Origin of the sequence: Aurantimicrobium sp. INA4, from assembly GCF_027924525.1 — a bacterium.
In the GTDB taxonomy this organism is placed as follows: Bacteria; Actinomycetota; Actinomycetes; order Actinomycetales; family Microbacteriaceae; genus Aurantimicrobium.
Genome location: NZ_AP027040.1, coordinates 881,840 through 902,949, shown reverse-complemented (window position 1 = coordinate 902,949; position 21,110 = coordinate 881,840). Strand labels below are relative to the sequence as shown.

The following is a 21,110-nucleotide window of genomic DNA, read 5'->3' as shown; positions in this document are numbered from 1 at the left end:
GCTCCAAATTTGATGGATTTAGCGTTGCTACAAGTGTGTAGCGATATGACCAATGTACGAGTCTGGCGTTGCAGTGCTGTATCGCATTTGTTTCATTCATGTTACAAGCAAAACGACCGTAAACTTTGGCGTATGACTTCTGCCACCGGCCCTGGAAACAAAGACAACAATTCGCCTCTAAGTTCCTATCCGGGGGAAAGGTTGGGTTTACCTAAAACTGGTCCTCAATCGGTTGCACGTGTGGGCCGCCGTCTATTTGCAATTACTCTGGACTGGTTTCTTTCAGCACTCGTATTGATGCTAGTGACCGGAAAAGATTATCCAACACTCTCATCATCAGCTGCGGGCCAATTGCAGCTGTTGGGTGTTTTTGTCGTGCTCCAGATACTTGGCATCTGGTTTATTGGTGGAAGCATTGGACATCGAATTTTTCGCCTTTACCTAGTCAATATTTCTGGCGGGATTCTCGACTGGTGGCGACCCATCGTTCGCAGTGTCCTGTTAGCTCTGGTACTTCCTGCGTTGGTGTGGGATTCAGATCAACGAGGCTTCCACGACAAAATTGCCGGAACCATTCTTCTGAAGTCCAGATAACGCTCTGAGGCCCGCAACGCGGGCCTCACAGGAATACTTTTCTTAGCGTGCGCGAGATGGTCGCACTTTGAAAGGGTCGATTCCCTTGGGGATAGGAACATTTGTTCCAAGTGACGACAAGCGGTTTGCCACAATACGAACTTCACTCTTGGTCAAAGCATGCTTGATTTTTGTCATCTGCCAACCAAGTTTGTACAGCTTGACTGAACTTTCGTCGGGCCCGACCGTGAGAACCGTAATCGGAACGTTAGGCAGAACCTTCGCGGTCTTACGGCGCTCATCATCAACGAGTCGCTGTGTTCGAGCTATGGGGCCTTCTGCAATGAGAACCACGCCACCGCGACCAACTGCACGATAGATCGCATCCTTGGTCTTGGGGTTAATTGCTACTGGTGTCTCTTCGCCTATCCAACTGCGTCGCAATGCAGACTTCAATACCGCGCCAACAGCTCCTGGCTGGCCTTCAATTTGGGAGTATGCGGCACGCTCTGCGCGACGGCCCAGAACAATCATTCCTACGAGCACACCAGTCATCACGCCGATGAGGATCCACAACACCAAAATGAAGATGTTTCCGTTGCTCAAAGCAATACCGGCACCTGCGCCAATCGCAGTGGGGCCAAGGAAGGCGAGCAATATCAATGCAACGACGCTCTTGTCGTAGCGACGGGTCATTTGGAAGACCTGCCACATTTGCTTTATACGCGAAGGACCTTTGGGCTTTTTTGTGCGTGCCATGGAGAAAAGAATACCTATCTTGCTGAGGTTGGTGGACTAGCCACGGGGTAGATGTGATTTAGACGGCTTGAGAAAAACCTAATTCAGCGTCTGCCAAGTGACTGAGGCTATCAGGAATCTCCCGACCCTTTGCGCGCATGGACTGAGCATAGAGTCGACCTGCACGGTAAGAAGAGCGAACAAGTGGCCCAGAAAGAACGCCGAGGTAACCAATTGCCTCTGCTTCTTCTTTGAGCTCCACAAACTCTTCAGGGTGAACCCAACGGTCTACCGGCATGTGACGTGCACTAGGGCGCAAATATTGGGTGATCGTGATGATGTCAGTTCCGGCATCATAGAGATCCTGCAAGGCTTGGCTGACTTCTTCTCGAGTTTCACCCATTCCAAGGATGAGGTTGGATTTGGTAATCATCCCGGCGTTACGGCCTTGAGTAAGTACGTCCAAAGAACGCTCATAAGTAAAAGCTGGACGTACACGCTTGAAAATGCGAGGAACCGTTTCCACATTGTGCGCGAAAACTTCGGGTGCCGCTTCGAAAACCTTACCTAGATGTTCAGGATTTCCGGAGAAATCAGGAACCAAAATCTCTACACCTGTACTGGGGTTTTGAGCGTGAATTTGGCGAATGGTTTCGGCGTAGAGCCAGGCACCTTCATCTTCAAGATCATCTCGCGCCACTCCCGTTACTGTGGCGTAGCGCAGATTCATTTGCGCGACAGATTCACCAACACGACGAGGCTCATCGCGGTCAAAAGCATCAGGCTTGCCAGTATCAATCTGACAGAAATCACAACGACGGGTGCACTGAGATCCACCAATGAGGAAGGTAGCTTCGCGGTCTTCCCAGCATTCGTAGATGTTGGGACAACCTGCTTCTTGGCACACCGTGTGCAGGTCTTCACTTTTGACGAGTTTCTGCAGGGCCTGATACTCCGGCCCCATCTTGGCCTTCGTCCGAATCCATTCGGGCTTTTTTTCAATCGGGGTTGCGCTGTTACGAACCTCTAGGCGCAGCAGTTTGCGGCCGTCAGCTGACATGAGTGTCCTCAAAATAGTGGGTAAATAGTTCTGTTACAACAGGGACAACATCCGAAGGCGAAATATCGTTCCCCGAAATCTGACTCAGTGTTGTTGCACCAGCATCACGAATGCCACAAGCCACGATGTTCTCGTATGCCTGAAGTGAGTTGTTGCAATTGATTGCAAAGCCGTGCATAGACACGCCTTCGCTAATGCGGATGCCTATCGCAGCAACCTTGTCATACGACAAGCCACGTTTCACCCACACTCCGGAACGTCCTTCCACTCTCTCTCCGGTGACTCCGAATCGTGCGCAAACATCGATGAGCAAAGATTCAATAGTCCGCACGTAGGCAACCACATCCATGGGTTCCTGAAGGCGAGTGATGGGGTATCCCACGAGCTGTCCGGGACCGTGCCAGGTTATTTTTCCACCACGGTCAACATCGATGACTTCTGTTCCATCAGTTGGACGTTCTGAATCTTCTGTCCGTTTTCCAGCTGTATAAACAGACTGGTGTTCAAGAAGCAATAGGGTGTTTGGTCGTTCACCTGAGACAACTTGTTGATGCACTTCACGTTGCTTTTCCCAGGCTTCGCGATACGGCACCGCGTGGTCGCCTAAACCCAGTACATCAACTTCCAACATGGCTTAAATCTTACCGTGTTGAATTCTGGCCAATCCTCCACAAACTCGTGCCAACCAAGCTTTCCACCAATACGGACGTGCTGGATGATCCTATTGATCAGGTGTTCAATGCTGAAGAAATGTCTGCACACATAGAACGTACCTACCTTGTCGGTTATCAGGTCACGAGGGCTGACGTGTCTGAAAATTCAATTGCTGGTAAAGCAGAAATCAATGGGTTACAGGTAGAGCACAACTTATCTATTTGTGTCCAGGGAAAAACGGCGACAGATGTTGGTCGAAACTCTGATGGAGAGCTTGTCTGGATCTCCATCAGAGAAACAAGTGAACATATTTCACCAACTCTGCTAGGCCAAACTTTGGAAAAGGAATTGTTCTTGCTTCCTCGAAACTTTGAACCCGTTGCTATCGAAGTAGATGCATCGGACAATGAGCACGTACCCCTCAGGGAAGCGAAGCTCACTGCGAAATTCACAGCTCGAGTAATTCACAAACGTGTCTTGTTCTCCCTTGGACTTGTCTCATTGTTGGTGGTTTTCGGCCTATTTCTCATTCCTGGAAAGCAGGCCACTATTGAAAACATTTCATCGAATGTGACCAACACTCCATCAGCGGACGTACTTATCCAGGAACCAACACAAGCAGCCGTCGACTTTGTTCTTGGCGGGAGTTTGACACAACTGAAAATTCCTACAGATGTCACCGCTGAAGAGCTACAAGCAACTGTGGTGAGTCAGAGTGGGGAAGTTGTTTTAGTTGAAGTGTCACTTCGAACAAATGAAGAGTTAACGACATTCGCCACGTTGCTTCTGCAAAAGACAGGAGCAACGTGGCGAATTCGTGAGGTGTTTGATCCTCAGTGAAACTAGATACCGAGATCCGCTTCGAACGCGCCCTCTTCGAGGCGTTCCTTGATTGCGCCAAGGAAGCGTGCAGCGTCTGCACCATCGATGATGCGGTGGTCGTAAGACAGCGCCAAGTAGACCATTGAACGAATCGCGATAACTTCCTGGCCATCAGCTTGGATCACCACTGGACGCTTGGTGACGACACCAGTTCCCAGAATTGCGAGTTGAGGTAAGAAGACAACGGGAGTGTCGAACAGAGCGCCGCGTGAACCAGTGTTAGTCAGGGTGAAAGTTCCACCTGCAAGCTCATCTGGCTGCAATTTGTTCTCACGTGTACGGAGAGCTACATCTGCAATGGCCATCGAGTACTGAGCAATGTTGAGCTCGCCTGCATTCTTTACAACAGGAGTCAACAAGCCACGCTCGGTGTCAACGGCGATTGAAACGTTCTCATAACCGGGGTAGACGATGTTGTCGCCCTCAACGGTTGCGTTGATGATGGGGAATGCCTTCAATGCTTCTGTGGCTGCGAGAGCAAAGAACGGCATGAAGCTGAGCTTGCCACCGGTGGCAGCAACAAACTGCGACTGAACGCGCTGACGAAGCTCGGCGATGCGAGTCACATCCACCTCAACAACACTTGTGAGTTGAGCGGTGCTTTGCATCGAGATAACGGCACGCTCAGCAACAACCTTGCGAAGGCGTGACATGGGAACCGTAGTTCCACGAAGTGGAGAAACTTCAAGTGGGGTGCGGGTCTTTGCAGCTGGTGCAGAGCCACCTCTGGCAGAAAGAACATCTTCCTTGCGGATGCGGCCGCCGATTCCCGTACCAACAATGTTGTTCAGGTCAACACCGTTTTCATTAGCAAGCTTGCGAACGATAGGTGTTACATAACCAGCGTTGCTGGCGTGTCCACCTGCAGGTGCAGCTGGTGCTGCAGGTGCAGCCACAGGGGCGCTCACAACTGGAGGTGCAACAACCGGAGGTGCAACAACTGGGGCAGCTACAACAGGTGCTTCAACAACTGGAGGGGCAGCTACAACAGGTGCTTCAACAACTGGAGCTGCAGCTGGGGCGGGAGCTTCAACAGGAACAGCTACTGGTTCAGCTGCAGGTGCCTCTGCCGCAGGAGCTGCAGGAGCTGCTGAACCAGAACCATCGCCAATGTGGGCCAAGACAGTACCAACGGCAACTGTCTCATCTTCCTGGACAAGAATGGCCTCTACAACACCTGAGATAGGTGAAGGAATCTCAGTGTCTACCTTGTCAGTAGATACTTCAAGTAATGGTTCGTCGACCTCTACGCGGTCTCCGACGTTCTTGAGCCACCGCGTAACGGTACCTTCGGTGACGCTTTCGCCGAGTGCGGGAAGGCTTACTGACTCGCTCATGGAATGAATCTCCTCGTTAGCTGTTGCTTTTAGCTTACTAATGCTTGGTAGGTGGTCTACAGGGTGTGTAGTGGCTTGCCTGCTAGGTACAAGAATGCTTCACCCAAAGACTCGTTCTGAGTTGGGTGAGCGTGAAGAAGTGGTGCGATGTCTTCTGGGTGTGCTTCCCAATTGACAACCAGCTGTGCTTCACCGATGAGTTCGCCGACGCGAGCACCAATCATGTGAACCCCGACTACGGGGCCATCTACCAGGCGAACTACCTTCACTGAACCTGCAGTTCCCAAGATTTCGCTCTTGCCGTTACCAGCAAGGTTGTAGTCGTAGGCAGCAATCTTGTCCGCACCATACTGTTCCGCAGCCTTTGCCTCAGTGAGTCCAACGGATGCAATTTCAGGCTCGCAATAGGTGACCTTGGGAATGTTGGTGTCACTGATGACAACAGGGTTAAGTCCAGCGATTTCTTCTGCAACGAAGAAGCCTTGCTGGTAACCACGGTGTGCAAGCTGAAGGCCTGGGACGATGTCACCCACTGCGTAAACGCCAGGGATGTTGGTGGCAAGTCGTTCATTGGTGATGACGTAACCACGGTCCATGGTGATGCCGACTTCTTCGAAACCACAGCCGGCAGTTGCAGGTCCACGACCAACAGCGACAAGGAGAAGATCAGCTTCGACGGTTTCGCCACTTTCAAGGGTGACGACAACACCAGAATCATTTTGAGTCACACCCTGGAAGCGAACTCCGAGCTTGTAGTCGATTCCGCGCTTACGGTAGGCGCGCTCAAGAGCCTTGGAAATGCTCTCTTCTTCGTTAGGAACAAGGTGGGGAAGACCTTCAATGATCACTACCTCAGAACCAAAGCTCTTCCACACAGATGCGAACTCCACGCCAATAACACCGCCACCAAGAATGGCAACCTTGTTGGGCACATAGTTCATCTGGAGGGCGTGCTCGCTGGTGATAACGCGGCCACCGATTTCAAGTCCAGGAAGTGATTTGGAGTAAGAACCAGTGGCTAGCACAATGTTCTTTCCAACGATGGTGTCAGCGCCAACAGCGATGCTGTTGGGGGAGACGAGGCGACCTTCGCCCTCGATGACAGTAATACCGCGGGCCTTGATGAGGCCTCCGAGTCCCTTGAACTTCTTGGTGATAATGTCCTCACGGAAAGCGTTGACGCGGTCCATATCTACACCAGTGAATGTTGCGTTGATGCCACATTCGTGTGCTTCACGGGCGTTATCAGCAACCTCTGCTGCGTGCAGCATGGCCTTGGTGGGAATACAGCCAACGTGAAGGCAGGTGCCACCAAGCTTGTTCTTTTCAATCAAAGCAACAGACATTCCGAGTTCAGCTGCGCGAATCGCGGCGGAGTAACCACCGCTACCGCCACCGAGGACTACGAGATCAAAGTTGAGTTCAGCCAAGATTCTTTTCCTTTAGAGAGGTGATTTTTGTGTTCGATGAGGAACGATAAAACTGTGGAACTTCGAGGAAGTTAACCTCATAGAGACTACTACGCCGAAGCAAAACTCTCAGAGAGCTTGATGAGCGTGCGCACGGCAACACCGGTGGGACCTGATGCAACAACACCAAATGGGGCTCCGGCGTTGTTAGCTGTGTTTGCGATATCGAGGTGAATCCAAGGGATGAGTGGAGCATCATCTTTGTCGGAAGTTTTACCAATAAATTGCTGGAGGAATGTTGCACCCACGAGCATTCCTGCAGCGGTGTTTCCCTGTTTGATGTTTGCAAGGTCTGCAATGTCTGAATTGAGGTATCCGCGGATTTCTTGAGGTAATGGCATGTGCCAGAAGGTTTCACCTACTGCCTTGCCGAGTTCCACGAGGTGGGAAATTGATTTTTCATCTCCCATTGCGCCTGTATACCTTGTCCCCAGGGCTGTTGTTGCAGCTCCGGTCAGGGTGGCCACGTCAACGATGAGGTCGGGCTTTTCTTCACTGGCCGCAGCAAGACCGTCAGCTAGAACAAGCCTTCCCTCAGCATCAGTGTTAAGTACCTCAACAGTTTTTCCGCCACGAATTGTCAGGACATCATTCGGGCGGGTAGCAGTCCCTGAAGGCATGTTTTCTGCAAGACACAACCACGCAGTGATTTTTACTTTGAGTTTGAGCTGAGCTGCAGCACGTATGACTGCAAGAACAGATGCGGCACCTGTCATGTCATATTTCATGCCAATCATGCCGGCACCGGATTTGAGTGATAGTCCACCAGTGTCGAAAGTTATACCCTTACCGACCAGAGCTATTTTGTGCCGTGCTTGGCGAGGTGAGTACTCCAGTTTCATCAATCGAGGTGGACGTGATGAACCCTGACCAACTCCAAGAATTCCCCCAAATCCATCTTTTGCGAGGGCCTTTTCATCCCAGACTGTGGCCTTAATTGGTAAACCCTTGATTGCCTCTTGGGCAGCTGTAGTGAAGCTAGCGGGATAGAGATCATTCGCGGGGGTGTTCACAAGATCTTTGACTAAAGCGACCGAAGAAGCAGTTATTTCACTTCGCGAGAGCGCTGGAGCTAATTTCTTGGGCGCAATGATCTCTATACCTTCCAGCTTGTAAGAGCTTGAAGAGGAACTCTTGTATTTCTGGAAGCTGTAGGAACCTAACAGAGCTCCTTCGGCTATTGCCTCAATGTCCTCCTCTGATTCTGCTCCAAAGTCAAAAGTGATGTTGGAGCTATCGGTCAAGCGCCGTGAAGCAACGGCAGCTGCGTTGCGCAATGCCTGTTGTGTCAGGGGAGTGGGGCCTAAGCCCACAATGGCAAGAACGCGCTTGGGATTGGTGGGGTCAACGACACGCGTAAATGTATCGGCTTCGCCATTAATTCCTAGCGGTGCACTCAAGGAAGCAAGCGAACTTGATGAATACGAACCTGAGAGTGTGATTTTTTTCTTGGAAACTGATGCTCCCACGACAACTATTGATCCTGAAGAAGGTTTGTTTACGAGCGCGCAAGAAGGGATATTCACAAAATCAGACTATGGAGTTGTTGAGCCGAAGTGTTTGTCCCACGCGTGAACTGGGAAGACTTGGTGCAAACGTAGAATGGAAACATGCCTGAGCATTCTCAACTTCTTCACTTCAAAATGGATGAAGCGCTCATTCCGCACGGTCTTCCTCTGGTAGCGGGTCTAACTGGTTTTGCTGATTCTGGGTCTGCCGTCACTGCATTCACCGATTACATAGTCGACACAATGGATTCTCAACTTATTGCAGAGTTTGATGCAGATGAACTGTTGGATTATCGCGCCAGGCGCCCCACAATTTACTTTGACCAAGACCATCTCACTGGCTTCGAACCGCCACGACTTGCCTTCTATCTAGTAAATGATGAAATCAATCGTCCATTTATCTTGCTTGCTGGTTATGAACCGGACTTTAAATGGGAAGCGTTTAGCCGCCAGGTTTTGGCTTTTGTCGAACGATTTAACATCTCCCACACCACATGGGTGCACGCGATTCCTATGCCTGTTCCTCACACCCGACCAATTGGAACAACTGTGAGTGGTAACCGCGGAGACCTGATTGATCAATATTCAGTTTGGAAGCCACACACCCAAGTTCCAGCAAATGCAATGCATTTAGTCGAATACAGACTCCAAGAGTCTGACCAAGAGGTTGTCGGCTTTGTGTTACTTATTCCTCATTACCTCGCCGACACAGAGTTTCCTTCTGCCGCTTTGACCGCACTAGAGAGCGTGAGTTCGTCAACGGGACTCATTTTTCCCACAGACCAATTGCGAGAAGAAGGCCGCGAATTCATCTCAAAGATTGATGAACAAGTTGAGACCAATGAAGAACTGAGCAAACTAGTTCACACTCTGGAACAACGGTACGACTCCTACATGAAAGAAAATGGTGTTCGCTCTCCACTGACAGACGTTGAGGGTGAATTACCGACTGCGGATGAGATTGCTGCAGAACTTGAGGAATTCTTGGCTTATCGACGTGGTTCGGAAGAGCCTGGAGACATGCGATAATAAATACAGGACCCAGTCATCCCCTCTCCGAGGGACTTGACAAGGGTCCAAGTTATGCCCCCGAACAGGAGAGCACTGCTCATGGCAACAGATAAGACAAACCCCAAACCAAAGTCGCTGATTGCGTCGTTATTTGGAAAGTCCAAGAACGCTGTTGTCGAGCCTGCCCCAGAAAGTACTGCATCAGTGAAGGCTCCTGCCGCAAAGAAAACAGCTCCTGCAACACCGACCAAGACTCCTGCTAAGGCATCTGTAAAAGCACCCACTGCGAAAGCACCCGCTGCTAAAGCTTCCACTCCTAAAGCACCAGTGAAAGCTACCGCAAAGGAAACCGCTGCTAAAGCGCCTGCTAAAGCTCCTGCTAAAGCACCCGCGAAAGATGCCCCCAAAGCAACTTCAGCTAAAACTCCTGCTAAAGCACCAGCCGCTAAGGCTGCTGCAAAGCCCGTTGCCAAGGCAGAACCCAAAGCTGCTTCAAAGTCAACCGCAAAGACCGCTACTGCAGTAGCCAAAACTCCTGCAAAGAAAACGGTAGCCAAACCCCCGGTAGCGAAATCAGCACCTCAGGATTCTGCCCCGAAAATCGCAACCAAGTCTGCAAAGGCTCAGTCGGTAGAAGATTCCAAGACTGCCGCAAAAGCAAAGAAGCCGACCAAAGCTGAGCTTGAGAAAATGGCAAACGCTCTTCTTTCCGAGGAAGCAGCTCCAGCTGTAATCGCACCCAAGAAGGGCCGCGGTAAAGTTAAAGCTGCTGACGAGGATGCTGAAGACGAAGTCGACGTTGAAGATCTTGACGACGACGTGGTTATCGAAGCAGTGGTTGTTGAAGTCGTGGAAGATGACGCACTCGAAGACGACGAAGAAAAGCCTAACCGTCCTGCAGTAATCAAAGAACCTCTGCCAACTGGTGCGATCGTTTTGTCCATGGCAGACGATGACGATGACATTCCAGTAATTTCAACAGCCATCACCGGTGCTACGGCTGACCCAGTCAAGGACTACCTCAAGCAAATCGGTAAAGTTCCTCTTCTTAACGCCGTCGAAGAGGTAGAACTTGCTTTGCGCATTGAAGCTGGCTTATTTGCTGAAGACCGCCTCGCAACGAAGAAGAACTTGCCTAAGCAGCTGGAACGTGAACTTCGCTGGGTTGCACGCGACGGACAGCGCGCAAAGAGTCACTTGTTGGGTGCGAACCTCCGTCTTGTTGTTTCCCTTGCAAAGCGTTACACCGGTCGCGGAATGCAATTCCTAGACCTCATTCAAGAGGGAAACCTGGGCCTGATTCGTGCAGTTGAAAAGTTCGACTACACCAAGGGTTTCAAGTTCTCCACGTATGCAACGTGGTGGATTCGTCAAGCAATTACTCGCGCTATGGCGGACCAGGCACGAACCATTCGTATCCCTGTCCACATGGTTGAAGTCATCAACAAGCTTGCTCGTGTTCAGCGTCAGATGCTTCAAGATCTTGGTCGCGAACCAACTCCTGAAGAACTCTCGCGCGAATTAGATATGACCCCTGAGAAGGTTGTCGAAGTTCAGAAGTACGGCCGTGAGCCCATCTCGCTTCACACACCACTGGGTGAAGATGGAGACAGTGAGTTCGGTGACCTAATTGAAGACACCGAAGCTGTTGTTCCGGCGGATGCTGTTGGATTTACCATGCTCCAAAAGCAGCTTGAATCTCTACTTGATTCGCTCTCTGAGCGTGAAGCAGGCGTTATTCGTATGCGCTTTGGTCTCGGTGATGGTATTCCAAAAACCCTCGATCAAATCGGTGACACTTTTGGGGTTACTCGTGAGCGTATCCGCCAGATCGAATCAAAGACGATGGCAAAACTTCGCCACCCTTCTCGTTCGCAGTCCCTTCGCGACTACCTCGAGTAAATCGCTTGACAAAAATGGCCCGGAAAATCCGGGCCATTTTGCTGTTAATTTGTCTTAGATTGAGCGGTCATTGGACGCGTGTAGTTTGGCAGTTTCATCGTGCCATTGCGCTCCCAAACCGGTGAGCTTCTCACGGTGCTTGGTTGCATGATGTGCGCAAAACAAGAGAACTCCACCAGCGGGCATGGTTGCGCGAACATATGCCTGTGCGCCACAGCTGTCACAGCGGTCAAGACTGGTTAGCTCGGAAGCAACTTCACTGGGTTCAGTCGTTGCTGTGGTCATGGTGGCTCCTCCTTATTGAAGTACTAAGCACATATAACCATGAAGTTCTGGAAAAATCGCTGGGATTAGAGGGCATTTCGCTGACCGCGTATAGCAATGCTCGTCGTGGCATCAAGAAAATTGGCAGACTGCAAACTACTGTTCAAATGCGTCACATTGTTATTGAGGAGTCGCGTGAGTTCATCTGAGTATTCTGCTCGCCATTTATCCGTGCTTGAAGGATTGGAAGCGGTTCGTAAGCGTCCCGGAATGTACATCGGTACAACCGACTCTCGTGGGTTAATGCACTGTTTATGGGAAATTATCGACAACTCAGTTGACGAGGCTTTAGGCGGCTTTGGTAAGTCCATCGAAATTCAACTTCACCCTGATTCCAGTGTTGAGGTTCGCGACAAGGCGCGTGGAATTCCTGTCGATGTTGAGCCGAAAACAGGCCTCACCGGTGTTGAAGTTGTCTTTACCAAACTCCACGCAGGTGGAAAATTTGGTTCGGGGTCCTATGCAGCATCTGGTGGTCTACATGGTGTTGGAGCCTCAGTTGTCAACGCACTCTCCGAACGATTGGACGTCGAAGTTGACCGCGATGGCAAGACATGGAGCATGTCTTTCCGCCGAGGAGAACCGGGCATCTTTGATGACAGCACAGGAATCTCACCCTCAAATCCCTTCACACCTTTTGAGGAGGGTAGTTCTCTCACCGTCAAGGGCAAGGTGGCTAAGGGCGTGACAGGTACCCGTGTTCGATACTGGGCTGATCGCCAAATCTTTACTCCAGGTGCCACGTTCCAAACTGAAGACTTGGAAGCCCGCGCTCGACAAACAGCCTTCTTGGTGCCGGGTCTCGAGATGCACATCGTTGATGAGCGTGGCCCTGAAGTACTCGAGTCTCGTTTTTCTTACAACGGTGGTATCAGCGAATTTGTTGAATACCTCGCCCCAGATAGTGCAGTCACCGACATCTGGAGGTTGACTGGAGAAGGACAGTTCACTGAAACCGTCCCGGTACTGGGACCAGATGGAAACATGGCTCTTTCAGAGGTCGAGCGCACCTGTGGTGTTGATATTGCTCTTCGCTGGGGCACAGGTTACGAAACCGAACTTCAGACTTTTGTAAACATTATTTCCACTCCTAAGGGCGGAACTCATCAGCAAGGTTTTGAGCAAGCACTTCTGAAGGTGATCCGTTCCCAAGTAGAAGCAAACGCTCGCAAGCTCAAAGCAGGTAATGACAAGGTTGAAAAAGATGATGTCCTTGCTGGATTGACAGCAGTAGTCACCGTTCGCCTTCCCGAACCACAGTTTGAAGGTCAAACGAAGGAAGTTTTGGGGACACCAGCCGTCAAAGCCATTGTTTCCTCTGTTGTAAACAAACAGCTTGCTGCACGCCTTACGTCGTCCAAACGTGACGACAAGACTCAATCCGCGCTCTTATTAGAAAAGATTGTTTCTGAGATGAAGAGTCGCATTTCGGCTCGCACTCACAAGGAAACTCAGCGACGTAAGAATGCGCTGGAAACATCGAGCCTTCCTGCAAAGCTGGTTGATTGCCGCAGTAATGATGTTGAGCAATCAGAGCTGTTCATTGTTGAGGGTGACTCTGCTTTGGGGACTGCAAAACTTGCACGCAATAGTGAGTATCAAGCTTTATTGCCCATTCGTGGAAAGATCCTGAACGTTCAAAAGGCTTCTGTATCAGACATGCTCAACAACACTGAATGCGCCTCCATCATTCAGGTTATTGGCGCCGGTTCTGGCCGCAGCTTTGATTTAGATTCGGCACGCTATGGCAAGATCATTTTGATGTCTGACGCTGACGTGGATGGTGCTCATATTCGAACTCTTCTACTAACCCTGTTTTTCCGTTACATGAGGCCTCTGATCGAAGCCGGTCGCGTTTTCGCTGCTGTTCCTCCACTTCACAGAGTTGTCGTGATCAACCCGGGAACGAAGCCGAATGAGACGATATACACATACTCGGAAACAGAGTTGCAATCAGTTTTGGCCGGTCTGGCAAAGGCCGGGAAACGTTATCAGGAACCCATCCAGCGCTATAAAGGCTTGGGTGAAATGGACGCAGATCAACTTGCTACAACAACCATGGATCGTTCTGCCAGAACACTACGTAGAGTGGGTGTTGAGGATGCGGCAATGGCAGATACGGTATTTGAACTGTTGATGGGAAACGATGTTGGCCCACGACGAGATTTCATTATCGAAGGATCTTCCGGCCTTTCTCGTGACCGAATAGACGTCTAGTTAGTCGCTGACTGCTGACCCAATAAATGCAATATCTGCTTCGAGCAGAGCACCCGAAGCATCACGCTTAGAAATATCTCCAGGCAACTCACGAGGCATTCCATCCAGAGAGTTTGCTCGCGGAGTTCCTATACCAACCCACGCAATTGCAAGAGCATCTTCACCCTTGAGGAATGTTTGAGCCCGGACACCACCGGTGCCACGACCTTTTGCAGGAAAATCTGCCAACAGTGAGGTTTTAGCTCGCCCTGCATCAGTTCCTAACAGAGTGTTGGAGGATGTTGAGACAGTAACCACACGTGCATCCTCTGCTTCTACTGTTGTGAAGTAAATCACTCGGGCATTGTCAGATACTCGAATACCTGCCATACCGCCTGCAGTGGCTCCCTGCGGGCGAACGTTCTCAGCGCTAAAGCGTAAGAGTTGAGCGTCAGAGGTGACAAAAACTAGTTCCGAAGAATCTGAGGCTGTGCAAATTCCCACAACTTGATCAGAGTCTTTCAAAGCAATGATGGAGTTTCCCGACTTTGCAGGGAATGCTTCACCTTGAATGCGCTTGACTACACCCTCGCTCGTGCCGAGGGCGAAGACGTCTGTTGTCCCCAGGGGGACTAACCCGACGATATGTTCTTGGGATTCAAGCTCGATGTAATCGGAGCTGTTGACAGCGGCAGCTAATGAAACGCTGGATGCTGGAACCCCAGGGAGAGAGACAGGGGAGAACTGGAGAAGTCGACCAGTGTTTGTAACCGCACCAATTATTCCTCGACGAGAAGAAATCACATCAGATCGGATTCCATCGTTAGCTGTGCGATGTGTTCCTTGAGTAATGCGCTCATCTGCATCTGAAAGGTCTACACGAACGAGCTTGCCTGTGCTGGAAAGTAATACTCGACAAGGGGTGTCTTCCAACTGGAGTGCCTCGGGCTCACGTGAAGCTGCACGCGCACTCGTAGTTGCAGGTGCAATTGTGGATGTTGATAACACCGTCCTACGCGGTGTGCCCAAAGTCTTGGCTGTTTCTGACAGCTCAGTCACAACAACGTCAATTAGTCGTTTTTCAGAAGAAAGAATTTCTTCGAGGGCAGCAATCTCTTTACGAAGCGCATCTGCTTCAGCTTCTAACTCCACGCGCGAGAATTTGGTCAGACGGCGCAGACGTAGTTCAAGAATGTAATCAGCTTGAGCCACGGACAGCTCGAATACCTCAATGAGGCGCTGACGTGCCTGATCGGTGTCATCGCTTTGACGAATAAGTTGAATTACCTCATCGATATCCATAATCGCAATGAGCAAACCATCAACAAGATGAAGCCTGTCTTGACGCTTGGCGAGACGGAATTGTGAACGACGTTCGACAACGGATTTCCTATGGGAAACATAGACCGACAGCATCTCCCGCAGTCCCAAAGTTTGGGGTCCACCGTCCACGAGGGCAACGTTGTTGATGCTGAACGAATCTTCAAGCGGGGTGTAGCGATAGAGCTGCTCCAGAACAGCCTCGGGGTCAAAGCCAGTCTTTATTTCAATGACAAGTTTGAGTCCGTGGTGACGATCAGTGAGGTCAATGACGTTTGAAATTCCATTGAGTTTCTTACTCGTCACACCATCTTTGATTTTGTCGATGACTTTTTCTGGCCCAACCAAATAGGGCAATTCGGTCACGGTGATACCCATTTTTCGTGCGGAAACACTCCCAATGGTTACTTTGGCGCGGGTCTTGAAACTTCCTCGACCAGTTTCGTAAGCCTCACGAATGCCGTCCAGGCCCATGATGATTCCGCCGGAGGGAAGATCTGGCCCTGGAACAAATGCCATCAATTCATCCAAAGTTGCCTGGGGGTTCCTCAGAAGGTGAATTGACGCTTCAATAACCTCGATGAGGTTATGGGGCGCCATATTGGTGGCCATACCCACTGCAATACCACTGGCGCCGTTAACGAGAAGATTCGGATACGCGGCGGGGAGGACATCAGGTTGTTGAAATTGATTGTCATAGTTGGGGACAAAATCCACTACGTTTTCATCCATATTGGCGGTCATTGCTAAAGCAGAGGGAGCCAGTCGAGCCTCTGTATAACGCGCCGCTGCTGGACCGTCGTCGAGAGACCCAAAGTTTCCATGACCATCAATCAGCGGGAGACGTAAAGAAAAGTCTTGTGCCAAGCGCACGAGGGCATCGTAAATGGATGCGTCACCATGCGGGTGAAGCTTCCCCATAACTTCACCAACTACACGCGCTGATTTCACGTGACCTTTGTCAGGTCGGAGTCCCATCTCATTCATCATGAATAGGATTCGACGTTGTACTGGTTTCAGCCCGTCCCGAGCATCGGGCAATGCTCGCGAATAGATAACGGAATAGGCATATTCAAGGAAGGAATCCCGCATCTCCGTTGAGACATCAATGTCTTCAATGCGCTCAACAGAATCGTGCTGTTGGGAGTGGGGTGCCATACTCAATACTTCCGTTGTTCTGGAGAGGATTTTCTGCGTCGGGATGGTGAACTATGGCAGACTGACCTCGATGTCAAACATGTTACCGACGCGCAATTCTGGCCTGCTGAGCCTTGCCGAAGTTTTGCCAAGTTGCTTTTCTAGCATGGGACTTAGTGGTTACGAGAACGCACTAGATTTACCTTCTGTTCGCTCAGCAATCGTCGTTGTGATTGACGGTTTAGGTTTTCACAATCTTCGTAATGCCCGTGGTCATGCAAGATTTCTTGCGCAGGCAACGCTGGAATCGGATCCGTTAGAAACAGTTTTTCCTAGTACAACTGCCGCGGCTCTGACGTCTTTCACTACCGGAGTGCTCCCCGGCGTTCATGGGATGCTTGGTTATCAAATCAGGGATCCCGAAACAGGCGATCTGATTAATCAGCTCTCAGGCCTTAAAGCGATTGAGAATCCACAACACTGGCTTAAAGCTGAACCATTGTTTGTTGATGTCGCCAAACAGGGGTGCACTTCATTCGTGGTTGGGCACTCACGATTTGCTGATTCCACCTTAACGAGCGTCATTTATCGAGGAGCCAGTTATGTGGGGGCAAATTCACTTGATGATCGTATGGCACAGTCGTCAGCTCTGATTCGTGCAACTTCGCCCCAGTTGGGTGTCGTCTACATTTCTGAGCTGGATGAGATTTCTCATAAAAAGGGTGTGGATTCTCCAGAGTGGGCCACTGTTCTTGAAGACGTCGATGCAGCTATAGCAGCTCTTTCCGCACACCTACCTGACGATATTGGTCTGTTTGTTACAGCAGATCATGGAGTGATTGACATTCCCCAATCCAAACATTTCCTTCTCGGAAATAGTTCTTCGTTTTTTGAGCGCATTGCTTCCATTGGCGGTGAACCTCGTTGTCCTCAGCTCTATTTCCTTGATTCGGTATCACCCAGTGATAAAAAAGACTTCATTGCTGAGTGGCAGAAAGATTTTGACGGGATTGCCTCGGTGCTTACACAAGAACAGCTTGTCGAATCAGGGCTATTTCCTGAACTGAATACAGAAGTTGCCGGTCGAGCCGGAGACGTTTTTCTTTTGTCAAACAAAAATGTTGTGTTTTATGACGCCAGAGATACCACGTTGAAGGGAAGGTCTATGGTTGGCCAACACGGGGGAGTTTCGGTCATCGAGATGCACGTTCCTGCCATCAAACTTGCAGGTTTTTCACGAAACTAGGCAGGGTCGTCGTCAGACCGCGTGCCAAAAACAATGTCATCCCAGGAGGGCATTGTTGGCCGGCCGGTTTTGTTGACAGGTTTTGAATCGTTTGCCTGCGTGGGTTCCACCTCAGGAGTGGAAACATCAAAAGGTTCAGTGAAGGTCAACGTCGAATCCAATTCGACGGTAACTCCGGAAATGATTGTGTCTTCTTGCGGAATGCTTTCATGAGAGTCCGTGCTTGCAGAGACTTCGTCTTTGAGCCAGGCAGGTGTTGATTCACGTTCGTTGCGGCGCTTGCGAAGGGCTTCTAGGAGATCAGCAGTGGGGCTGTGTTCGCGTGACTGTGTTGATGCGTCATCTTGAGTAGTCGGTGCTCCGATTTCTGAGACTGGTCCTTCGACTGTTTCAGTCAATGGTTGAGTGGCCTCGAGTGCAGCGGTATCGACTGCTACTGCACGGAGTTTCGGAATTAAGCCGCTGGAGAGATCGCCTTTTTGAGAAAGGGTCGATGCGTCACTGTTGATGGGACTAAGTGTCCGTTTTTTGGAATCAAAAGACCACCGAGCATCGTGTTCGATGCCATTAGAGGCGAATTCCAGCTTGATAGTCCAGTTTCCAGACTCTTCTTTCCAGGTGGCCCAACGCTCTGACGTCGCTCCCAGGCTGAGGAGACGTTGAGTGATGACGGATCCAAAAGCGGAGCTGAGATTGCCTGTATCTGTAGAAACCGTGTCCTGGGTAGGGACGGCAAGTGCAGAAGAAATAATGAATTCTCGTTCAGCCAACACGGGTGATTCAAAACGTTGAATCAAATCAAGGCTGGCTCCAGTAAGGGCTGAAATTTCCTCATTGGACAATCCCGCACGAAGGTGCGCCTGAATGTCTTTGGGGGAGACTCGGGGACCTTCATCGACGATTCGAGAGTGTCGTAAGCGACGTAATGAAGTTTCGTCCACACTTGCCCGGAACTCCTCACCCTCCTGGTCAGCAAGGATGAGATCTGCACCATCGACATCGATGACTTTCAGTTCACGCATATTTGCAAGCTCCTAGGGCAAAAGTGTATGTGTAGAGAATTCCATGAAAATGTATTTCTTCTCCTTAACTTCCGCGCGTGCCGACCTAATTGGCCATGCAAGGGACAACACGCCTAAGAAGATTTTGTATTTCTGGCCACAATCGGGCAAACTGTCCGCGCCGGCGTATTTTTGAGTCGGTGACGTGACGATTTGGAACATAAAGATGGCTACTGATTACGACGCACCTCGCAAAACAGACAATGACGACACCGAGTCCATTGAAGCGCTCAAGGAGCGCGTGCCCGACAAACTCTCGGGGGCTGTTGACGGTGAAGATGCTGATAACCCAGGTGGTTTTGAGCTCGCGGGCGCTGACCTCTCAGACCTCGAGTTAGATGTTGTGGTCTTGCCGCCACAAGACGACGAATTCACTTGCGTGAGCTGTTTCCTCGTCAAGCACCGATCACAGGTAGATCACGAAGAAAAATTAGGCCCTGTTTGCAAGGAATGCGCCTTCTAAACTTCAACATAATGGCCGGTGTTAACGCCGGCCATTATGTGTTTAACTATTGGCGACCTGCACGAAGTGCCGCAACTAGCTCTTCTGGCTTTCGCGTAGAAAACAGCCAATACGGTGTTGGGTCTGCGGGGTCGTTAATGTCAACACGGACTACAGGATTGATCCATCCACGCAAAAAAATCCAGGCACGGGCATCAAGTTCAGGGCCACGCGCTGCAATGGCATAGTTGCCGGAGTATGCACTCACTCTGCCAATAAATTCGCGAGAAATGTGAGCTTTACCAACTCTCAGCTCCTTATCGGTCAACTCGATAACCGGAGACAGAGCGAACATTGGGATGACAATGGCGAGATAGATGACCACCGACAGGATGACGCCCAGGGTGAGGTTGAATGGCGCGCACACCAAAATCACGGTGGGAATCATGAATGTGGCAGCAAAATACATCCACGCAGATGGTCGTAAAACTTCACGAAACGTAGTCATACATCTATTCGACCACTAAATCTCGGCTAACCTCGACACGTGGACCAAACAATTGAAGTTCTCATTACGGCTGAGACAATCCCCACTTATTCACATCCCGGAGATGCCGGTGCTGATTTATCTTCTTCAGAAGAAGTAGTTCTGCAACCTGGTGAGCGTGCAACTGTCGCAACTGGAGTCTCTATTGCACTCCCAGCAGGTTATGTAGCGTTCGTAGTTCCTCGTTCAGGATTGGCTTCAAAACACGGCATTACCGTAGTTAATTCACCAGGAACAGTTGATGCCGGGTACCGTGGCGAGCTCAAAGTAACGTTGCTGAACACTGACCTCCGCGAGCCATTTACGATAAATAAGGGTGATCGCATTGCCCAGATGATTGTGATGCCAGTGGTTCAAGCGCGATTTATTCCAGTCGACAAACTTCCTGCAAGTGAACGGGGCGAGTCTGGTTTTGGATCTACTGGAATTGCCCACAGAACGGAACAAGGCAAATGAGTGAATCAATTTCTGAAGCAAAAAGTGCTCCGTCAGATCGAAGCACGCTGGGTCCTTTTGATGAATCTGAAGTAAGTGGCGTTCGCCCATATGTTGATCTTGGTTCTCTCAAGCTCATCCCTCGTGAGGGATTGAATCTCCGTCTTGAAGTTGAAGAAGGAACTGGTCGAGTGATTGCGGTTGCTTTGGATTTCCAAGGCTCAACCCTTCAAGTTCAGGTTTTTGCCTCCACACGCTCTGGCGGTTTGTGGCACGAAGTACGTCACCAACTTTCTGAACAGATTGCAGCTCAGGGTGGTTCGGTGACTGAGGGGCTTACCGAAATTGGGCCAGATTTGTTGACACGCGTCCCTGCAATGGTTGAGGGCAAACAGGTCTTCCAAGATGTGTGTTTCATCGGTGTAGACGGGCCTCGCTGGTTCCTACGTGGAGTTATTGCCGGCCCTGCTGCTGTGGAAGCCGACAAGCGGGCAACAATGATTGAACTCTTCCGGGACATTGTTGTAGTTCGAGGGCAACAGCCTGTTCCGCCTCGTGAACTATTGCCGCTTCGTGTTCCTGAGCAGGCCGCTGGTGCTACGCCTACAGGCGCCTAACTATGGCGAGTAAATCAGGCCTATCTTCACTTGCTCTGAATCCTGAAGGGGCTGGAGAGGGCAAACATCCACTGTGGACTGCTATGGGCGGATGGCTAGGAATTATTGAAACAGTTGTTCCCGGTCTCATCTTTGTCGTGGTTTTAGCGATAACTCGCGATCCTTGGCTTGCAATCGGAATCTCTGTTGCAATCTCAGTGCTATTCACTGCTTATCGCTTGATTCGAAGACAAGCAGCAACACAGGCTCTGGTTGGTTTGGCCGGTGTAGTTCTTTCTGCTGCATTAGCTTTACTAACCAATAGACCTGAAGATAATTTCGTGCCCGGCCTCATCACTAATGCGGCATATTCAGTAGTGTTTTTGGTTTCGATACTTGCTACATGGCCGATTATCGGTGTCGCAGTTGGTTTGATTCGTGGCGAAGGATTTGCCTGGAGGAAGAACAAACATCATCTGCGTGTCTACAGCGGAGTTACCGCCATTTGGTTTGGCATGTTCGCACTTCGGCTTATCGTTCAGTATCCGCTCTACCTTTCTGGCAACGTTGAAGGTTTGGCGACTGCAAAATTGCTTCTAGGGCTACCGCTCTATGTCCCTGTTCTCGCCCTGACATGGCTCATTGTTCGATCGCTCTACCAGGAATAAACCT

20 protein-coding genes are annotated in these 21,110 nt (G+C 50.4%); 10 read left to right on the top strand and 10 right to left on the bottom strand.

Going from position 1 to position 21,110, the window contains the following annotated elements; translation table 11 throughout:
• The first annotated feature begins 132 nt into the window (after positions 1–132).
• Positions 133–594, top strand: coding sequence for an RDD family protein (locus AINA4_RS04465; protein ID WP_281786318.1), 462 nt, complete (start codon positions 133–135; stop codon positions 592–594).
• Positions 595–636: 42 nt separating this feature from the next.
• Here the strand turns inward: AINA4_RS04465 and AINA4_RS04460 are convergent, their stop codons facing one another.
• Genes AINA4_RS04460 through lipB form a run of 3 tightly spaced genes read right to left on the bottom strand, consistent with a single transcriptional unit; the run spans position 637 to position 3,002 of the window.
• Positions 637–1,332 carry a DUF4191 domain-containing protein gene (locus AINA4_RS04460; protein WP_281786317.1) on the bottom strand — a complete coding sequence of 232 codons (696 nt, stop codon included), beginning with the start codon at positions 1,330–1,332 and terminating at the stop codon, positions 637–639.
• 58 nt (positions 1,333–1,390) lie between these two features.
• On the bottom strand, positions 1,391–2,371 hold the full coding sequence (gene lipA / locus AINA4_RS04455) for a lipoyl synthase (protein WP_281786316.1): 981 nt from the start codon (positions 2,369–2,371) through the stop codon (positions 1,391–1,393).
• The gene (gene lipB / locus AINA4_RS04450) at positions 2,361–3,002 is read right to left on the bottom strand and encodes a lipoyl(octanoyl) transferase LipB (RefSeq protein ID WP_281786315.1); all 642 of its coding nucleotides are present in this window, start codon (positions 3,000–3,002) and stop codon (positions 2,361–2,363) included. Before lipB ends, lipA begins: the two co-directional genes overlap by 11 nt.
• 47 nt (positions 3,003–3,049) lie before the next feature.
• Between lipB and AINA4_RS04445 the strand changes: the two genes are divergently transcribed.
• Entirely contained in the window at positions 3,050–3,865 is an 816-nt protein-coding gene (locus tag AINA4_RS04445; protein ID WP_281786314.1) for a hypothetical protein, read from the top strand.
• Between the two features lie 2 nt (positions 3,866–3,867).
• Here the strand turns inward: AINA4_RS04445 and AINA4_RS04440 are convergent, their stop codons facing one another.
• From AINA4_RS04440 to AINA4_RS04430, 3 genes are all read right to left on the bottom strand, one after another.
• Positions 3,868–5,244: a 2-oxo acid dehydrogenase subunit E2 gene (locus tag AINA4_RS04440; RefSeq protein ID WP_281786313.1), complete on the bottom strand. Its 1,377-nt coding sequence runs from the start codon at positions 5,242–5,244 to the stop codon at positions 3,868–3,870.
• 56 nt (positions 5,245–5,300) lie between these two features.
• Positions 5,301–6,674, bottom strand: coding sequence for a dihydrolipoyl dehydrogenase (gene lpdA, locus AINA4_RS04435; protein WP_281786312.1), 1,374 nt, complete (start codon positions 6,672–6,674; stop codon positions 5,301–5,303).
• A gap of 89 nt (positions 6,675–6,763) precedes the next feature.
• Entirely contained in the window at positions 6,764–8,239 is a 1,476-nt protein-coding gene (locus tag AINA4_RS04430) for a leucyl aminopeptidase (protein WP_281786311.1), read from the bottom strand.
• Between the two features lie 84 nt (positions 8,240–8,323).
• On the opposite strand from AINA4_RS04430, the gene AINA4_RS04425 reads away from it, so the two are divergent.
• Positions 8,324–9,250 carry a PAC2 family protein gene (locus tag AINA4_RS04425; protein WP_281786310.1) on the top strand — a complete coding sequence of 309 codons (927 nt, stop codon included), beginning with the start codon at positions 8,324–8,326 and terminating at the stop codon, positions 9,248–9,250.
• A gap of 54 nt (positions 9,251–9,304) precedes the next feature.
• Entirely contained in the window at positions 9,305–11,134 is a 1,830-nt protein-coding gene (locus AINA4_RS04420; RefSeq protein ID WP_348773297.1) for an RNA polymerase sigma factor, read from the top strand.
• A 54-nt stretch (positions 11,135–11,188) separates the two neighbouring features.
• On the opposite strand, the gene AINA4_RS04415 is transcribed toward AINA4_RS04420, so the two are convergent.
• On the bottom strand, positions 11,189–11,419 hold the full coding sequence (locus AINA4_RS04415; protein WP_096380928.1) for a hypothetical protein: 231 nt from the start codon (positions 11,417–11,419) through the stop codon (positions 11,189–11,191).
• Between the two features lie 174 nt (positions 11,420–11,593).
• Here AINA4_RS04415 and AINA4_RS04410 point away from each other — a divergent pair, with 174 nt between their 5' ends.
• Complete coding sequence (locus tag AINA4_RS04410) at positions 11,594–13,675, top strand: DNA topoisomerase IV subunit B (RefSeq protein WP_281786308.1); 2,082 nt, start codon at positions 11,594–11,596, stop codon at positions 13,673–13,675.
• Here AINA4_RS04410 and AINA4_RS04405 read toward each other — a convergent pair whose 3' ends face one another.
• Complete coding sequence (locus AINA4_RS04405) at positions 13,676–16,132, bottom strand: DNA topoisomerase IV subunit A (RefSeq protein WP_281786307.1); 2,457 nt, start codon at positions 16,130–16,132, stop codon at positions 13,676–13,678.
• A gap of 70 nt (positions 16,133–16,202) precedes the next feature.
• Here AINA4_RS04405 and AINA4_RS04400 point away from each other — a divergent pair, with 70 nt between their 5' ends.
• Positions 16,203–17,357 carry a nucleotide pyrophosphatase/phosphodiesterase family protein gene (locus AINA4_RS04400; RefSeq protein WP_281786306.1) on the top strand — a complete coding sequence of 385 codons (1,155 nt, stop codon included), beginning with the start codon at positions 16,203–16,205 and terminating at the stop codon, positions 17,355–17,357.
• On the opposite strand, the gene sepH is transcribed toward AINA4_RS04400, so the two are convergent.
• Positions 17,354–18,379 carry a septation protein SepH gene (gene sepH, locus AINA4_RS04395; protein WP_281786305.1) on the bottom strand — a complete coding sequence of 342 codons (1,026 nt, stop codon included), beginning with the start codon at positions 18,377–18,379 and terminating at the stop codon, positions 17,354–17,356. The genes AINA4_RS04400 and sepH overlap by 4 nt on opposite strands.
• Before the next feature lie 205 nt (positions 18,380–18,584).
• Here sepH and AINA4_RS04390 point away from each other — a divergent pair, with 205 nt between their 5' ends.
• The gene (locus tag AINA4_RS04390) at positions 18,585–18,881 is read left to right on the top strand and encodes a DUF4193 domain-containing protein (protein ID WP_096380944.1); all 297 of its coding nucleotides are present in this window, start codon (positions 18,585–18,587) and stop codon (positions 18,879–18,881) included.
• A 46-nt stretch (positions 18,882–18,927) separates the two neighbouring features.
• Here the strand turns inward: AINA4_RS04390 and AINA4_RS04385 are convergent, their stop codons facing one another.
• A complete protein-coding gene (locus AINA4_RS04385) occupies positions 18,928–19,368 on the bottom strand; it encodes a DUF3093 domain-containing protein (protein WP_281786304.1) in 441 nt (146 codons plus the stop codon).
• 39 nt (positions 19,369–19,407) lie between these two features.
• On the opposite strand from AINA4_RS04385, the gene dut reads away from it, so the two are divergent.
• The 3 genes from dut to AINA4_RS04370 are packed head-to-tail and all read left to right on the top strand — an operon-like array spanning position 19,408 to position 21,106.
• On the top strand, positions 19,408–19,863 hold the full coding sequence (dut, locus tag AINA4_RS04380; RefSeq protein WP_281786303.1) for a dUTP diphosphatase: 456 nt from the start codon (positions 19,408–19,410) through the stop codon (positions 19,861–19,863).
• Positions 19,860–20,459 carry a DUF3710 domain-containing protein gene (locus AINA4_RS04375; protein ID WP_281786302.1) on the top strand — a complete coding sequence of 200 codons (600 nt, stop codon included), beginning with the start codon at positions 19,860–19,862 and terminating at the stop codon, positions 20,457–20,459. Before dut ends, AINA4_RS04375 begins: the two co-directional genes overlap by 4 nt.
• A gap of 2 nt (positions 20,460–20,461) precedes the next feature.
• Positions 20,462–21,106, top strand: a complete 645-nt coding sequence (locus AINA4_RS04370) for a DUF3159 domain-containing protein (RefSeq protein ID WP_281786301.1) — start codon at positions 20,462–20,464, stop codon at positions 21,104–21,106.
• Positions 21,107–21,110: the final 4 nt, after the last annotated feature.

Coding starts and splice junctions, on each gene's coding strand:
- AINA4_RS04465 (WP_281786318.1), top strand. CDS start 133: ATGACTTCTGCCACCGGCCCTGGAAACAAAGACAACAATTCGCCTCTA.
- AINA4_RS04460 (WP_281786317.1), bottom strand. CDS start 1,332: ATGGCACGCACAAAAAAGCCCAAAGGTCCTTCGCGTATAAAGCAAATG.
- lipA (WP_281786316.1), bottom strand. CDS start 2,371: ATGTCAGCTGACGGCCGCAAACTGCTGCGCCTAGAGGTTCGTAACAGC.
- lipB (WP_281786315.1), bottom strand. CDS start 3,002: ATGTTGGAAGTTGATGTACTGGGTTTAGGCGACCACGCGGTGCCGTAT.
- AINA4_RS04440 (WP_281786313.1), bottom strand. CDS start 5,244: ATGAGCGAGTCAGTAAGCCTTCCCGCACTCGGCGAAAGCGTCACCGAA.
- AINA4_RS04425 (WP_281786310.1), top strand. CDS start 8,324: ATGCCTGAGCATTCTCAACTTCTTCACTTCAAAATGGATGAAGCGCTC.
- AINA4_RS04420 (WP_348773297.1), top strand. CDS start 9,305: ATGCCCCCGAACAGGAGAGCACTGCTCATGGCAACAGATAAGACAAAC.
- AINA4_RS04415 (WP_096380928.1), bottom strand. CDS start 11,419: ATGACCACAGCAACGACTGAACCCAGTGAAGTTGCTTCCGAGCTAACC.
- AINA4_RS04405 (WP_281786307.1), bottom strand. CDS start 16,132: ATGGCACCCCACTCCCAACAGCACGATTCTGTTGAGCGCATTGAAGAC.
- AINA4_RS04400 (WP_281786306.1), top strand. CDS start 16,203: ATGTCAAACATGTTACCGACGCGCAATTCTGGCCTGCTGAGCCTTGCC.
- sepH (WP_281786305.1), bottom strand. CDS start 18,379: ATGCGTGAACTGAAAGTCATCGATGTCGATGGTGCAGATCTCATCCTT.
- AINA4_RS04390 (WP_096380944.1), top strand. CDS start 18,585: ATGGCTACTGATTACGACGCACCTCGCAAAACAGACAATGACGACACC.
- AINA4_RS04385 (WP_281786304.1), bottom strand. CDS start 19,368: ATGACTACGTTTCGTGAAGTTTTACGACCATCTGCGTGGATGTATTTT.
- AINA4_RS04375 (WP_281786302.1), top strand. CDS start 19,860: ATGAGTGAATCAATTTCTGAAGCAAAAAGTGCTCCGTCAGATCGAAGC.
- AINA4_RS04370 (WP_281786301.1), top strand. CDS start 20,462: ATGGCGAGTAAATCAGGCCTATCTTCACTTGCTCTGAATCCTGAAGGG.